The sequence below is a fragment of the Hyphococcus lacteus genome (assembly GCF_041058985.1).
Classification (GTDB): domain Bacteria; phylum Pseudomonadota; class Alphaproteobacteria; order Caulobacterales; family Parvularculaceae; genus Hyphococcus; species Hyphococcus lacteus.
On record NZ_JBEHZE010000001.1, the window covers coordinates 527,625 to 541,531 of the forward strand.

Below are 13,907 nucleotides of genomic sequence, written 5' to 3' on the forward strand. Positions count from 1 at the left end.
TATGCTGCGGCAATTAATCGCCTTTTTCTTTTCAAACAAACGCCGACTTTAATCAATATCAGACTCCACGTCTGGGAGAGAAGAGGGACATCATGCAAGGCAACAACCTTATCTGGATTGGGCTTTTTTGCTGCCTAGTGGCGCTGGCCATTCAGGTGTTTCCGAATGCCGCATTCAACATTGGTGTTGAGATTGGGGCATCGTGGCTAGTATTCGGTTTTGGGATTTTTCTCATTCTTGTTGGTGCCTTGATTGCCACCGCCGGGCGACGCGGGCCTCGATAACCGATTGACATCTACGCTATCGTGATCATATGAACGGTTTGGGTGAAGGCCCCTGCCGCTCGCGAGCGAAAGCTTTGGTGAAGTCCTTTTTGAACGATTGGTCAGCCTGCATTTGCAGCATGCGGACCGGTGGCAATGCGAGCCCCATCGAATAATTCCGTATGGTTTATGCAAAGAGGCATACCATGACGACAGACTTACCGGCCGTTAGCGGCCTTAAACAACAAGCAAAACGCCTGCGCGCCGGGCTCGCAGAAGACGGCGACTTTATTTCTCACAGTGAAAGTCTGGAACTAATTGCCAAGCAATATGGCTTCCGGGATTGGAACACGATCCATGCCGCCGCGGGGAATGGCCCGCCGCCAGATCCATTGGCATTGGGTGCAAAAATCCGTGGCCACTATCTAGGACAGGCCTTTAGTGGCGAAATTATTGCCATTCAATCTCTACCCGCCGATTATAAAAGGCTAACAGTTCACTTTGACGAAGCTGTTGATGTTGTCACCTTCGACAGCTTTTCTGCATTCCGGCAACGGGTTTCAACGCGGGTCAACAAAGACGGCGTAAGCGTAGAAAAGACGTCGGATGGTGTACCACAAATGGTGATTGATGTCGCTTAGCGGGCCAGTAACTGCGCGTCGCGCAGTTCAACCGGGCGACCATCATCACTAACCAAACCAACTTTGAGCGCGGGGGCATTAGGCTTGCCGCGCTCAAAAACTCCCGCATTCGGCGTCGTCTGGGCGAGGTGCTTCTCGCCCCATTGCATCAGCGCGATCAGCGGTAATGCGAGGTCGATCCCTTTTGTGGTCAGAACATATTGATGGCGGGTGCGTTGGCCAGCTTCTTTATAGGGGCGGCGACGCATCAACCCGCCGTCCACCAGATTTTTGAGCCGCTTCGACAAAACAGTCCGGGGCATTCCAAGGCCAGAGTGTAATTCGTCAAAACGCGTCACGCCATAAAGGGCCGAGCGTATAATCAACAATGACCAACGATCACCCACAAGATCAACCGTTGCCGCAAGGCTGCACTGATCAAGCGGCGGTGCGCCGCGCTTTACCTGATCGTCATCGGGTCCATCTGCATAAGCCATAGCGAATCATTAAAGTGATTTGCCCCCCTCGCGCAATCGGGCCGTCGCACCGTCATCAAATCTCACTTTTAGTTGTTCGGAAAGCCGAATGTGTCGGGTTTTGGGCAAGAAACCGCAACATTCCTGCCCTATTCGGTCGGCATATTGCGTTCATGGACATCCAGCTGGGGTAAGCACGGAGAACCAGAATGAATAAGTTTATAAAAACCATTGGTATTGCAGCCGTTGGCATCGCGACGCTCGGCATGACCAGCGCTATGGCTGCCCGCCCCGACCACTGCCGCCACGATCATGACCACCGAAGTCACGCTTCGAATTACTATGACTATTACAGCGCTGATCGCTATTACCGTGCCGGTGCCTATCAACGATCTGGCCAAAATTCCGGCCTGAGCATCTCAATACGTGTTGGCGATGATCGTTATAATGACGGAAACTACTATCGTGATCGAAACTATAACAATCGACGTGGTTACAACCAACGCCAGCGTCGCGTTGTCAATCGCGAGGTATTTGGCACCCGTTACAACGCACGGATTGTCCTGACCGAAAAGATCGTCCGTTCACGTCATGGTCGCCAGCTCATCTGTACGGTCGACGCACGTGGCCGCCAAGCCCACCGTGTTCCGCACAAGCGGCTAAGAAAAGTTGCGCGCCGAAATTGTTCTAAACGAGCGCAGATCCGTATTCTCGCTTGATAAAAAGCTCGTCACGGCGAGCAGTTTACCGCCGACATGCGTATCTTGTCGGCGGTTTTTATGCGACCTTTTCAACCGCAGTACAAATCTCATCAACCACTTCGGTGACCGCTTGATTATCAACGCCCTCACCCATAACGCGAATCAAAGGCTCCGTCCCTGATTTACGGATAACCAGACGTCCATCCTTACCAAGACGATCTTCGCCGGCTTTAATGGCCTTTTTCACATCTGCATGGCCCAACGGATCACCACCGTTGAACCGAACATTGCGGAGTAATTGTGGGAAGGGTTCGAAGCTGTGGCAAATCTCACTGACTTTGCCGCCATCCGCAGCCATGACCGCCAAAACCTGTAACGCCGTCACCAGGCCATCGCCCGTTGTACCGTAATCACTGAGGATCACATGACCTGACGGTTCGCCACCGATATTCATATCATTTCCGCGCATTTCCTCGACCACATAACGGTCGCCAACCTTGGTTCGCGCAAGCGCTAATCCTTCGCTTTCAAGATATTTTTCAAGACCGAGGTTTGCCATCACGGTCGAGACAATTCCATCACCTTTTAATTTACCGCGTTTTTTCCAATCGCGCGCGATCATGGCGAGTAATTGATCACCATCGACCATTTCGCCTTTTTCATCACAAATCAAAACACGATCCGCGTCACCATCAAGCGCGATGCCGATATCGGCGCGATATTCAAGAACCGCTTTTTGCATTTTCTTCGGCGCTGTAGAACCAACATTCTGGTTTATGTTTGTGCCGTTTGGCTCAACACCGATTGATTTAACCTCGGCACCCAGCTCCCATAAAACTGTTGGCGCAACTTTATAACCTGCGCCATTGGCGCAATCGATCACAACGCGAATACCCTCTAGCGAACGGCGACGCGGAAAAGTTGCTTTCGCAAATTCTATATAACGCGCGCCCGCATCATCCACGCGTTTCACGCGACCAAGATCTGGCGATTGCGCGCGACCCGCATCAGGGCCTTCTTTCATCAGCTGTTCAATTTCAAGTTCAGTCTCATCCGATAACTTGAAACCATCTGGGCCAAAGAATTTTACGCCATTATCATAATACGGATTATGTGAAGCAGAGATCATAACGCCAAGGTCCGCGCGCAAGGATCGGGTCAACATCGCCATCGCTGGTGTTGGAAGCGGCCCGAGCAAAAATACGTCCATTCCCGCAGCGGCAAAACCGGCAGTCAACGCAGGTTCAATCATATAACCGGAAAGGCGCGTGTCCTTGCCGATCACGACGCGGTGACGATGTGCGCCATTTTTGAAAACCCGCCCTACGGCCATACCAAGCCGCAAAATATTGTCAGGCGTCATCGCGCCCGCATTGGCGAGCCCCCGCACGCCGTCGGTTCCGAATATTTCTCTTTTGCCCGTCATGTGATCATCACCCCGCATGGGCTACTCTCTCCTGATTGAATTTATTGACTGTAGCATGTCAATTTATCCAATGCCTTAACGCCACAAATGCGGATTTTCTATGGCTCCGGCGATATTTAGCGCCTGTCGCGTCTCGGCGACGTCATGCACCCGGATAACTGCACATCCATGCGCCATTCCGGCCAGTGCCGCCGCCAGTGACCCGCCCAACCGGGTATCAGCGGGACCGTCGCCATCAATGGCCGCGATAAAACGTTTCCGCGATGCCCCAAGAAGCACCGGACGCCCTAATTGGGCAAATCGATCAAGCCGCCCAAGCAGCAAAAGATTATGTTCAGTGGTTTTTCCAAATCCAATGCCCGGATCGACACTTAATCGCTCTTCAGAAATACCTGCATTCACACAACAAGCGATACGGCGACTAAGATAATCGTAAACATCTTCGACCACGTCATGATAGCGCGGCGCGGCTTGCATCGTTTTCGGATCGCCTTGAGCATGCATCAGAACAATGTCGCATCCAAGGGTGCGCGCCGTTGCGATGCTATCTGGCGAAAACTCAAGCGCTGTAACATCATTCCAAATCGTTGCACCGGCCTCGACAGCGGCGATTGCAACTTCCGGTTTTCTCGTATCTATCGAGATTAAGCTATCTGTTTGCGCGCGAAGCGCCCTCACCACCGGCACGACACGTGCAATCTCTTCATCGACAGGAACCTCTTCCGCACCCGGACGAGTGGACTCGCCGCCCACATCAAGAATATCCGCGCCGTCGCGAACCAGACGAAGGCCATGGGCTATGGCCGTGTCGGAATCAAAAAAGCGACCCCCATCAGAAAATGAATCGGGGGTCGCATTGATGATCCCCATTATTTTGGGGCGATTACTCATATTCGGCTTGCTCGCATTCACGGGCCTTAGGCTGGGTTTGGCTCCATACCGCCAGCGCCATCATCATTTTTCTTGCCGTCAGAGGGGGTACCAGCAGTCGGCACAGATGACGATGGTGTATGATCTTTAGGATCAAGCGGGTCCTCGCGTACAATTTTGCCGCCATCAAGAAGCTTTTGGATCTCTTCGCCCGTAAGGGTTTCAAATTCCAAAAGGGCCTGTGAAATTTTTTCCCAATCATCACGATGATCCGTCAGTACTTTTTTCGCGAGATCATGGCCTTCGGTCACAAAGCGATGAATTTCGTCCTCGATCAATTTCGCCGTATCCGTAGAAATCGATTTGGTCCGCCCAATGCTCTGACCGAGGAAGACTTCGCCTTCATCTTCAGCATAGGCAATCGGCCCAAGTTTTTCAGACAGGCCGTATTGCGTCACCATGGCGCGTGCGATTTTTGTCGCCATTTCGATATCTGACGAAGCGCCCGAGGTCACTTTCTCACGGCCAAACTTCAATTCTTCCGCAACGCGTCCGCCCATTGCCATCGCAATACGCGCCGTCATTTGCTGAAGCGTCATTGAATAACGATCGCGTTCGGGTAACGACTGCACCATACCAAGCGCACGCCCGCGTGGGATGATCGTCGCTTTATGAACGGGATCATTACCCGGCACCAACAATGCCACCAGTGCGTGACCAGCCTCGTGATAGGCAGTCAGCATTTTTTCTTCTTCGGTCATGACCATAGACCGGCGCTCTGCACCCATCATGACTTTGTCTTTCGCATCATCGAATTCTTTGGCCGTCACAAACCGCTTGCCGCGACGCGCCGCCAAAAGCGCAGCTTCGTTCACAAGGTTTGCAAGGTCAGCACCAGAAAAACCCGGCGTACCGCGCGCGAATGTGCGCAAATTCACATCAGGCGCTAGAGGCACTTTTTTAGCGTGCACAGAAAGAATTTTCTCGCGACCAATTACATCGGGGTTCGGAACAACAACCTGACGGTCAAACCGGCCTGGACGCAACAGTGCGGGGTCGAGAACGTCTGGGCGGTTTGTGGCAGCAACAAGGATAATACCTTCATTCGACTCGAAGCCATCCATTTCAACTAAGAGCTGGTTCAATGTTTGCTCGCGCTCATCATTACCGCCGCCGAGGCCGGCACCACGGTGACGACCCACCGCGTCAATCTCGTCGATGAAGATAATGCACGGTGCGTTCTTTTTCGCTTGCTCAAACATATCGCGAACGCGACTGGCGCCGACACCCACAAACATTTCAACAAAGTCAGAGCCGGAAATCGTAAAGAACGGCACATTCGCCTCGCCAGCGATTGCACGCGCGAGCAATGTTTTACCCGTTCCGGGTGGGCCTACAAGCAACGCACCTTTCGGGATTTTACCGCCCAATCGCTGGAACTTCATTGGGTCTTTCAAATACTCGACAATTTCCTCTAGCTCTTCTTTTGCCTCGTCGATGCCTGCGACATCTTCGAAGGTCACGCGGCCTTGGCGTTCAGTCAAAAGCTTCGCACGCGATTTGCCAAAGCCCATGGCCTTGCCGCCCGCGCCTTGCATCTGGCGCATAATGAAAAGGAAGAAGGCGAGGAAAATCAGCAGCGGCAGAATATTAATCAACAAAGAAAGTAAAAGCGGTAGCTCTTCTTCCTTTTGGATTTTGGTTGCCACGCCCGCATCATCAAGGCGCTCGGCAATCGCCGTCTGACCGTCTTCTGGGATGGTCGTTACAAAATCAACGCCGTCATTCAACTGACCGGTAACCTGCCCCCTCGCGACATCCGCATTAAGAACTTGCCCCGCCTCAATACGCTGGACGAATTCTGAATAGCTCAATTCTTCTGGTTGGGGACCGGGCGAAGAAAATTCGAATAACTGCAACGCCACAACGAAAAGGACGATAACAAGGCCCCAGATCAGGAGATTACGGTTCATTCGATCTTTCCTTACAGCCTCTTGCCGCTTTTACGTTAGCCGACGACGGGCGGTTCGTTTTATTGTTTTGTGGCGCATCAAATTATGCGCCCGGTCAGGTCCAGTAGTTTAGTAGTTTAGTAGATAGGCGTTAAGAAATGCCAGCGCCATCCAAAACGAGGCATTTCTACGAAAATCTAACAATTTCCGAGGCATACCGCTCCGGCGTCAGCGACCGGAAAGCGGCCGCATCAGACCCCTTAAATAAGCGCACTGGCGCGTCAATCAATACACCTTCTGCATATACACCCGGCAGTGTAAAAAGCGCCTCAGGCGGGCCATCAAACAAAGACCGGGCGACACCCAATGTGGCCTCGCCCTCTTCGCCTAACGGGCCGATTTCCACTGAAGGCCCGTCCGGCGCACAAATAAAGCGATTATCCCAGACGAGCGGCCCCAAAAGCGGCACTCGCGCAAGGGGCGCGACACCAGCTCGGCCCAACAGCGCCGCTGGCTCTCGCAGAAACCACAGCCGATCCTTGCGCATTTTTAATAGTGCCCCACCCAGTGTACTCGCGCTGCTCGACCGCGCTTGGCCAATCGCCGCTTCGGTCTGGGCTTCGTTCGGCGGATGGTCACCACCACCGACCGCAAAAATAAGCCGCCGCGCCAAACCCACAAGCGTATCGTTGATCACCACGCCAGCGCGCCCCGAGGGAACGCGCCCGAGGGAAACGCCGCCCCAATGATGAAACTGGCCCGCTAGGCTGTTGAATAACGTATCCTCGGCTTCTCTTAGGCGTTTTTCAGCATCCCACATCTTCGCAGCGGTCGCGGCTAATGCTGTGGCGGAAAGCAAGTGTTGTTCTTCTAAAGCACCGATCAGCGCCCTAACGCGAACCCGCTCATAGGCATGGTCATCATTAGACGGATCATCAACAAAGTCTTGTCCCGCTGCGACAAGGAACTGAGTTATGTCCATGCGGCCAAACCCGAGCATTGGGCGCAATAACCGAATGGGCACGCCCGCCCCCGATGCAATTTGTGTCTCAGCATGCATCGCCGAAAGACCGCGAACACCCGCGCCCCGCGCGAGCCGCATCAAAACTGTCTCCGCCTGATCGTCCCGCGTGTGAGCGGTCAACAAAGCGTCACACCCACTATTTTGCGCAGCCTCGATCAATAGCCGATAGCGTGCCGAACGCGCCGCTGCCTGAATTCCTGTTTCGGGTTTTCCCCCCTCCCACCGCAGCACCTGATGGGGTATTCCAAAACCCGCGCACCATTCGGCAACTTGGCGGGCTTCGTCTCCAGCTTCCGGACGCAGCCCATGATCAACAGTAAACGCGAGAACCTGTGCCCCGGTTTTTCCAGCATATTCAGCACAAAGCCGTGCGAGCGCGATAGAATCGCGCCCACCCGATACAGCAATAGCAAATTTTTTTGGGATATTGAGCGCTTCTGCACGAGAGGCAAAAGCGCTCAGAGAAATGGGGCTTTCGCCCGCCATCCTATTTACAGTCAATGCGCGCCATTTCCAGATCCGTACGCTGAACAACAGCGCTTGGGGCATTTGGATGCTTTGATTTCATGGTCTTGAAAACCGTGCAGGCTTCGCTCGTTTTATCAAGGCGTGCAAACGCCGTCCCGAGTTTTAAATAGGCCTCTGCCGCACGCGTGTTATTCGGGTAATTACGAATATGCGCGATGAAGGCATCAGCCGCAGCCGCATTTTCACCTAGCGCTAAATGAATTTCGCCCAATCGAAACTGTGCGTCCGGTGTGCGTTGGTGGTTCGGGAATGCCTCAAGGTATAGGCTAAATGCTGCCTTGGCGCGTTGATAATCGCCGGCCAGTAAAAACCCAGACGCATAGTCAAAGGCGGCATTCGGGTCGATAGGCAAGGAAACATCACCGCCGCCAACCGAGCCCGCTTGGTCAACAGCAGTCTCGCGTGCGATCTGATCACCAATCGGATCATCACTGCCCAACGCCGCGCCCGACGCACCACCCATCAGATCAACAGGTCCATCGCCCAGCCCATCACCCGACATGGCCGTGTCACCGAGTGCACCTGTAGCACCGCCGCCAGACAATGCAGCTGTAACAGCATCAAGCCGCTGGTTTGCCTGTTCGAGCTTATAGGTCAGCTCTTCAATTCGACCCGTGAGTTGTTGATTACGGCTTTCGAGCTCAGAAACCCGGACCATCATCGCGCTTTGATTTGCGATTGCCTGTTCGGCCTGCATCATCCGGGCTTGCAAATCACGGACATCATCTTTGGTGCCCCCAAGCGCTGGTCCAGCCAATGCCACTGCGCCAATAAGCGCGATCATACCTGTTCTTATGCGCATGGTGATGTCTACCTCTTACTGTCGAAAATCATGTCGTTCACTACCCCTGCTAAAATAAGGGTGCCAAAGTCGTTTGGCTGATTATGGCACGAAACTTTGGCGAAAAAACGCCTGTTTGCCCTAATTGCCAAAAGAAAAGGCGCGCCACCGGAATTTCAGTGACGCGCCTTGATCCGTTGCAACAACGAAGACCAGTCTTAAGAGCCTACGCCCGTGACCGTCGTCGTTGAATTCCGGTTGACCGACCATGCGTCTTCGGTTGACCGCGTGTCGATTGGGCGTTCCTTGCCGTAAGAAACAGTTGTGATGCGTGAGCCGTCAACGCCGAGGCTGACGAGATACGCTTTCGCTGATTCAGCACGACGCGCACCGAGCGCAAGGTTGTATTCGCGTGTACCGCGTTCGTCGCAATTACCCGCGACCATAATGCGTGTTTGCGGATACTCTTTCAGCCACGCAGCTTGCTTAGCAAGTGTCGCCTGTGCCTGCGGAGAAAGTGTGTACTGGTCATACGCGAAGAATACCCGGTGACCCGCTGAATTCTCGAGATCCGCTTGCGAACCCGGAACCGGACCCGTCGGAGCACTAGAAACATTTGTATTTTGGCCGGTCGTATCAACTACGCCGACATCGTTTGTACTTGCACACGCGGATAGAAGCGCAAGAGAAGCGATCACCCCCGCAGATTTAAAAAAGTTAGTCATATTTATAAGCTCCACTTCCCAGTCCGTTTTGACCTGGGCTTCTGATCCGGCCTGGCGAGCGCGCGCCCCCGCCCCATAGCCAATTTTTACACACAAACCCCATACGCGCCCCATACGCGCTTGTGGGCGCACAATCACAAAAATAGTCTACAGTCCCCATCTTACAAATCTGTGTCAGTTAAATCCTAAAATTTAACCAACACATGAATCGTAGCGATACATGAGCTCGCAATCAAGAACGGCTGTTACGGTGAGAAAATGAAATTTCGTTTATCCTCGATCCGAATTTCCGTCGTTATTCTAGTAACTTAAGGCAATAATGGCGACCAAGCAGGGTCAGAAGCGTCGCCAGGCGTACGAATCCGGCGAAGATTTCTACCCGTCAAATCCACCGACCATAACGAAGTTTCACTACCTGTTCCGTCGCGACGAGGCCGCGTTTCCCGATAAAACAGCAAAACCCGGCCATTTGGCGACCAAGTTGGGCCTTCATCCAAATAGCTTTCTGTCAAAAGACGCTCGCCGGTGCCATCAGGGCGAATCACACCGATGTAGAAGCGACCGCCATACATCCGCGTAAACGCGATAAGATCGCCGCGCGGACTCCAGACCGGTGTCTGGTATCGCCCATCGCCAAAGGTGATACGCTTTTGGCCTGTGCCATCCGCATTCATCACATAAATCTGCTGGGAACCACCACGATCTGACGTAAAGGCAATCCGGCCACCATCCGGCGACATTGTGGGCGAGGTGTCGATCGATGAATCATCGGTCAGTCGCGTCAGGCGTCGGGTCGACAAATCCATCTTGAATACATCTGAATTCCCGCCGCGTTCCATCGACATTAGAACCTGTCGCCCATCAGGCGAAAAGCGTGGCGCAAAGGTCATGCCGCGGAACGTACCAAGCTGTTCCTGCTCGCCCGTTTCGATGTTGAACAAATAGACCTGACCCGGACGATTATCGAAAAGCGCCATATAGGTAATTTGCTGCTGAGTCGGCGAAAAACGCGGTGTGAGGACCTGATAGCCAAGGCCGTCAGTCAACGGGATCGGGTTTGCCCCGTCCTGATCCATAATCATCAGGCGCTTAACGCGTTTATCTTTTGGGCCTGTCTCATGCACGAAAACCAGACGCGTATCGAAATAACCCTCTTCGCCAGTCAGTGTTTTATAGACGAAGTCCGCGACTTTGTGTGCTGCGCGGCGCCAATTATCAGCTGGCGTTTTAAATGCCACTGCGCCTAATTGTTCGTCTGAATAAATATCCCAAACACGCGTCGAAACCTGGATGCGACCATCGGGCAATTCTTGCACCTCGCCAACGATCAAGACTTGCGCATTAATAATCCGCCAATCCGCAAACCGTGGCCGCGCATTTACGCTTTCTGGCTTTTCGATATAAGCGCGCTGATCAATAACCTGAAAAAGGCCCGAGCGATCAAGGTCGCTCATAATCACGCCAGTGATATCGCGCCCCAGCGCAATCGTTTGGTCATCTGTACCCAGAAAATCTGGTGCCGCGACCGGCATCGGATCAACATTACCTTGGGTAATGTCAATCGTAACCCGGGCAAATGCGGACTGGCCAAAAGCGGTAACCAGAACCGTCAGGAGAATCGTTAGAATTTTTCTCATATCGCTACTCTCTTTCAGGCCCCCTGAAATTAGGTTTTGTTTTATCGTCCGACCATTTGGCTCGGATCGAAATTAAATCGGAACTCTTTCCATGTTTCATACCGCTCTTGCGGTAGGAAATCATATGGTGCGCATTTTACAACAGCGCTCGTCGCTTCGCGTTGCGCAACCCGCCAGAATTGATTGCCCGACAGGTTGATCTGTATCTCGTTGATCACGCGCGGTTGCGATGCCAACGTGCCATCGCGGTTCAGTTCAAAATCAATAACCACCAAAAGCTTTTCTGGTTCTGGTGCACCGATAATTGTGCTTGCGCTCCAGCAGCGCGCAATCGCTGCGCGCATTTTGGCTTCGTCGCTTGCTGTTAATCGATCCCCCGCACCAACCACCGAACGTGCTTTATCGGCGGTTTCCGTAGTTTGCGACGGCGCGTCGGTCGCGCGTTTGGTTTCGGTTTTGCGTTCTTTATCAATTAACTGCGACAACGCATCGAGGTCTAGGTCATCATTCTTTGGTTTAGGCTTTACGACCGGCGGTTTTTTCGGCTCTGGCTTAGGTTCCGGTTTTGGTTCTGGCTTTTTAATCGGCGCTGGTGCCGGCTCTGGCTCTTCTATAACCGGCTCAGGTTCTGGTTCAGCTTTCGCGACGGGCTGCGGTTTTTCTTCAACCGGCTCAGGTTCTTCAACGACTGGCTCAGGGATGTCGGGTTCCGGTTCCGGCTCTTCGACGGGCTCGGGCGCGGCAGCAGGGACACTGGTTTTCAAATCAAGGTCTGCTTCACGGATCAATTCAAGCGGAATAAATGGTTCAGGTGCGACGTCCGGCAAATCGATAAATGACGGCGCAATCAATCCCGCCCCAACAAGGGCAAGATGGAAAAGTATCGAAGCGAATACGCCAAAACGCATGAAACCACTGGCCTTCGTTACAAACGAACTTGTCGGATCATTCTGCTTCCGACTCGGTCACCAGACCGATACTCCGGAAACCAGCCGCATTAATTCGCCCCATCACCCGAACAACATCTCCATACGCACGGTTTTCATCGCCGCGAATAAAAATCCGTTGGGCATAGCCCGCCGTCGCTACGGCTTCGAGATGCGGGACAAGGTTTTCATATTCCACTGCCGTTTCCTGCACATAGATGGTGCCATCCGCAGAAACGGTCACGGTCAGTGGCTCGCCGCTTTCCTGTATCGGGTTAGCCGCCGTTTCGGGCAAATCCACCGCGACCCCAACCGTCAACAACGGGGCCGCAACCATAAACACGATCAATAGCACGAGCATCACGTCGACCAATGGCGTGACGTTGATCTCTGCCATTGGCTGGGTTCGGCCGGGCCGATGACGCCCGCCACCTGTGTTTAATTTCACAGCCATTAACGCGACCTTTCGTCAAGCTGGCGCGAAAGGATCGCCGAGAACTCATCTGCAAAACCTTGAAGACGTACAGCATAAGAATTCAGCGCAGATGAATAACGGTTATACCCAACAACCGCTGGGATCGCCGCAAGAAGACCTAGGGCTGTTGCGAACAAAGCCTCAGCAATACCCGGCGCAACAACAGCAAGGTTGGTGTCTTTGGTTAGTGCAATCGCTTGGAACGCATTCATGATGCCCCAAACCGTACCGAGCAGACCAACGAACGGTGCAGCAGAGCCAACGGTCGCGAGAACACCAAGGCTGCTTTCAGCTTTTTCAAGCTCGCGCGATACGGTGACGTTGAGCATTTTGTCGATGCGATCGCGCGCGCTGATTGCCAGCGATTCCGAACGGCCTGCGTTTTTTGCTTGGCTCCACTCTTCCATGGCAGCGGCGAATACGCGCGCCATTGGATGATCCTGACGGTCGCCCATCTTGCGATAAAGCTCATCAAGGGGTTTCCCCGACCAGAACTGATCCTCGAACTTATTCGACTTCGACTTGATCCGACTAAAGGTCAGCGATTTGTCGATAATCACCGCCCATGACCAGATAGAGGCGATGACCAGAATCGCCATCACTGTTTTTACGATCGGGTCAGCACGCAGGAACAAACTCCAAAGGCTGAAATCGCCCCCTATTGCGGCCGCTGCGACTTCTGTTTCCATTGTCTCACATATCCCATGATACCGCCCCCAATGGACGGAACAAAAAACCAAACTTTGCCGTCAGCCCCCCGCAAAATGCGGAAATTGGCACAAACGACCCTTATGCGCGTTATCACCCCGCGCGGGGCAATTCCATGGTTAACACTGAACGGCCCTTTGCATAATCCCCTTATGGCTGGAAATTGGGCAATTCAGAGGCTTTAGGAAGCCCTCTTGTAGGTGCTTTCCAAAGTTTAATCCCGGTTAATAAAAGGTTTACGGCAAAATCGGCAGATTTTGACGCGCGCTATTTTTTTTCATGACCTTCAATCTTTGACCCCAAATTTGGCAGTTAAATCTGCCGGAAGGCGCCGCGGGCGACCACCAAGCGACATGCACGCCGCCTCGACCTCAGCTTTCGCGAGCAGTTGATCATCGCGCCAAATTTCTTGGGACAACACCATCCGCGCACCTTTGGCACTAACGAACCAGGTCCGGACCTCAAGCATGTCGTCGATGCGCGCAGGGACTACCCATTCAGTTGTCATCTTGCGCACCGCGAACGCCAATGGTTCTTCGCGCGCCAGCATTTCTGAATGGTGAACACCACAAGCCCTTAAAGCTTCGGTACGGCCACGTTCAAAAAATTTGAGATAGGCCGCATGATAGACAACGCCGGAAAAATCAGTGTCTTCGTAATAGATACGAATGGGAAGTGTGTAATAAGTCTGTTCAATCATCGGAGTTCATTAACACGTTTTGGCAATGGATGTGTTGTTGTTCACCGCTCTTTCATCGAATAGGGCCAATTAGGCCCGAATGAGCAAACGAAAAT

15 protein-coding genes are annotated in these 13,907 nt (G+C 53.1%); 3 read left to right on the forward strand and 12 right to left on the reverse strand.

Going from position 1 to position 13,907, the window contains the following annotated elements:
* Nucleotides 1–92 precede the first annotated feature (92 nt).
* Nucleotides 93–284 carry a hypothetical protein gene (locus ABFZ84_RS02510; RefSeq protein ID WP_369312332.1) on the forward strand — a complete coding sequence of 64 codons (192 nt, stop codon included), beginning with the start codon at nt 93–95 and terminating at the stop codon, nt 282–284.
* Between the two features lie 185 nt (nt 285–469).
* Complete coding sequence (locus ABFZ84_RS02515; protein ID WP_369312333.1) at nt 470–904, forward strand: glyoxalase superfamily protein; 435 nt, start codon at nt 470–472, stop codon at nt 902–904.
* On the opposite strand, the gene ABFZ84_RS02520 is transcribed toward ABFZ84_RS02515, so the two are convergent.
* Entirely contained in the window at nt 901–1,380 is a 480-nt protein-coding gene (locus ABFZ84_RS02520) for a winged helix-turn-helix transcriptional regulator (RefSeq protein ID WP_369312334.1), read from the reverse strand. The genes ABFZ84_RS02515 and ABFZ84_RS02520 overlap by 4 nt on opposite strands.
* Nucleotides 1,381–1,568: 188 nt before the next feature.
* On the opposite strand from ABFZ84_RS02520, the gene ABFZ84_RS02525 reads away from it, so the two are divergent.
* Nucleotides 1,569–2,078, forward strand: a complete 510-nt coding sequence (locus ABFZ84_RS02525; RefSeq protein ID WP_369312335.1) for a hypothetical protein — start codon at nt 1,569–1,571, stop codon at nt 2,076–2,078.
* Between the two features lie 58 nt (nt 2,079–2,136).
* Here ABFZ84_RS02525 and glmM read toward each other — a convergent pair whose 3' ends face one another.
* The 11 genes from glmM to ybgC all read right to left on the reverse strand — a co-directional run bounded on the left by glmM (nt 2,137) and on the right by ybgC (nt 13,812).
* Nucleotides 2,137–3,504, reverse strand: coding sequence for a phosphoglucosamine mutase (glmM, locus tag ABFZ84_RS02530; protein WP_369312336.1), 1,368 nt, complete (start codon nt 3,502–3,504; stop codon nt 2,137–2,139).
* 57 nt (nt 3,505–3,561) lie between these two features.
* Nucleotides 3,562–4,377, reverse strand: coding sequence for a dihydropteroate synthase (gene folP, locus ABFZ84_RS02535; RefSeq protein ID WP_369312337.1), 816 nt, complete (start codon nt 4,375–4,377; stop codon nt 3,562–3,564).
* A gap of 26 nt (nt 4,378–4,403) precedes the next feature.
* Nucleotides 4,404–6,329 carry an ATP-dependent zinc metalloprotease FtsH gene (gene ftsH / locus ABFZ84_RS02540; protein WP_369312338.1) on the reverse strand — a complete coding sequence of 642 codons (1,926 nt, stop codon included), beginning with the start codon at nt 6,327–6,329 and terminating at the stop codon, nt 4,404–4,406.
* A gap of 166 nt (nt 6,330–6,495) precedes the next feature.
* Nucleotides 6,496–7,833 (reverse strand): tRNA lysidine(34) synthetase TilS, encoded by a 1,338-nt coding sequence (tilS, locus tag ABFZ84_RS02545; protein WP_369312339.1) that lies wholly within the window; start codon nt 7,831–7,833, stop codon nt 6,496–6,498.
* Nucleotides 7,820–8,662 (reverse strand): tol-pal system protein YbgF, encoded by an 843-nt coding sequence (gene ybgF / locus ABFZ84_RS02550; RefSeq protein ID WP_369312340.1) that lies wholly within the window; start codon nt 8,660–8,662, stop codon nt 7,820–7,822. The genes tilS and ybgF overlap by 14 nt, the downstream gene beginning before the upstream one ends.
* A 197-nt stretch (nt 8,663–8,859) precedes the next feature.
* Complete coding sequence (gene pal, locus ABFZ84_RS02555) at nt 8,860–9,366, reverse strand: peptidoglycan-associated lipoprotein Pal (RefSeq protein ID WP_369312341.1); 507 nt, start codon at nt 9,364–9,366, stop codon at nt 8,860–8,862.
* 308 nt (nt 9,367–9,674) lie between these two features.
* Nucleotides 9,675–11,003 (reverse strand): Tol-Pal system beta propeller repeat protein TolB, encoded by a 1,329-nt coding sequence (tolB, locus tag ABFZ84_RS02560; RefSeq protein WP_369312342.1) that lies wholly within the window; start codon nt 11,001–11,003, stop codon nt 9,675–9,677.
* Nucleotides 11,004–11,044: 41 nt separating this feature from the next.
* On the reverse strand, nt 11,045–11,911 hold the full coding sequence (locus ABFZ84_RS02565) for a hypothetical protein (RefSeq protein WP_369312343.1): 867 nt from the start codon (nt 11,909–11,911) through the stop codon (nt 11,045–11,047).
* A gap of 37 nt (nt 11,912–11,948) precedes the next feature.
* Nucleotides 11,949–12,383, reverse strand: a complete 435-nt coding sequence (tolR, locus tag ABFZ84_RS02570) for a protein TolR (RefSeq protein ID WP_369312344.1) — start codon at nt 12,381–12,383, stop codon at nt 11,949–11,951.
* Nucleotides 12,383–13,093: a protein TolQ gene (gene tolQ / locus ABFZ84_RS02575; RefSeq protein ID WP_369312345.1), complete on the reverse strand. Its 711-nt coding sequence runs from the start codon at nt 13,091–13,093 to the stop codon at nt 12,383–12,385. Before tolQ ends, tolR begins: the two co-directional genes overlap by 1 nt.
* A 305-nt stretch (nt 13,094–13,398) precedes the next feature.
* Complete coding sequence (ybgC, locus tag ABFZ84_RS02580; protein ID WP_369312346.1) at nt 13,399–13,812, reverse strand: tol-pal system-associated acyl-CoA thioesterase; 414 nt, start codon at nt 13,810–13,812, stop codon at nt 13,399–13,401.
* Nucleotides 13,813–13,907: the final 95 nt, after the last annotated feature.

Coding starts and splice junctions, on each gene's coding strand:
- ABFZ84_RS02510 (WP_369312332.1), top strand. CDS start 93: ATGCAAGGCAACAACCTTATCTGGATTGGGCTTTTTTGCTGCCTAGTG.
- ABFZ84_RS02515 (WP_369312333.1), top strand. CDS start 470: ATGACGACAGACTTACCGGCCGTTAGCGGCCTTAAACAACAAGCAAAA.
- ABFZ84_RS02520 (WP_369312334.1), bottom strand. CDS start 1,380: ATGGCTTATGCAGATGGACCCGATGACGATCAGGTAAAGCGCGGCGCA.
- ABFZ84_RS02525 (WP_369312335.1), top strand. CDS start 1,569: ATGAATAAGTTTATAAAAACCATTGGTATTGCAGCCGTTGGCATCGCG.
- glmM (WP_369312336.1), bottom strand. CDS start 3,504: ATGCGGGGTGATGATCACATGACGGGCAAAAGAGAAATATTCGGAACC.
- folP (WP_369312337.1), bottom strand. CDS start 4,377: ATGAGTAATCGCCCCAAAATAATGGGGATCATCAATGCGACCCCCGAT.
- ftsH (WP_369312338.1), bottom strand. CDS start 6,329: ATGAACCGTAATCTCCTGATCTGGGGCCTTGTTATCGTCCTTTTCGTT.
- ybgF (WP_369312340.1), bottom strand. CDS start 8,662: ATGCGCATAAGAACAGGTATGATCGCGCTTATTGGCGCAGTGGCATTG.
- pal (WP_369312341.1), bottom strand. CDS start 9,366: ATGACTAACTTTTTTAAATCTGCGGGGGTGATCGCTTCTCTTGCGCTT.
- tolB (WP_369312342.1), bottom strand. CDS start 11,003: ATGAGAAAAATTCTAACGATTCTCCTGACGGTTCTGGTTACCGCTTTT.
- ABFZ84_RS02565 (WP_369312343.1), bottom strand. CDS start 11,911: ATGCGTTTTGGCGTATTCGCTTCGATACTTTTCCATCTTGCCCTTGTT.
- tolR (WP_369312344.1), bottom strand. CDS start 12,383: ATGGCTGTGAAATTAAACACAGGTGGCGGGCGTCATCGGCCCGGCCGA.
- tolQ (WP_369312345.1), bottom strand. CDS start 13,093: ATGGAAACAGAAGTCGCAGCGGCCGCAATAGGGGGCGATTTCAGCCTT.
- ybgC (WP_369312346.1), bottom strand. CDS start 13,812: ATGATTGAACAGACTTATTACACACTTCCCATTCGTATCTATTACGAA.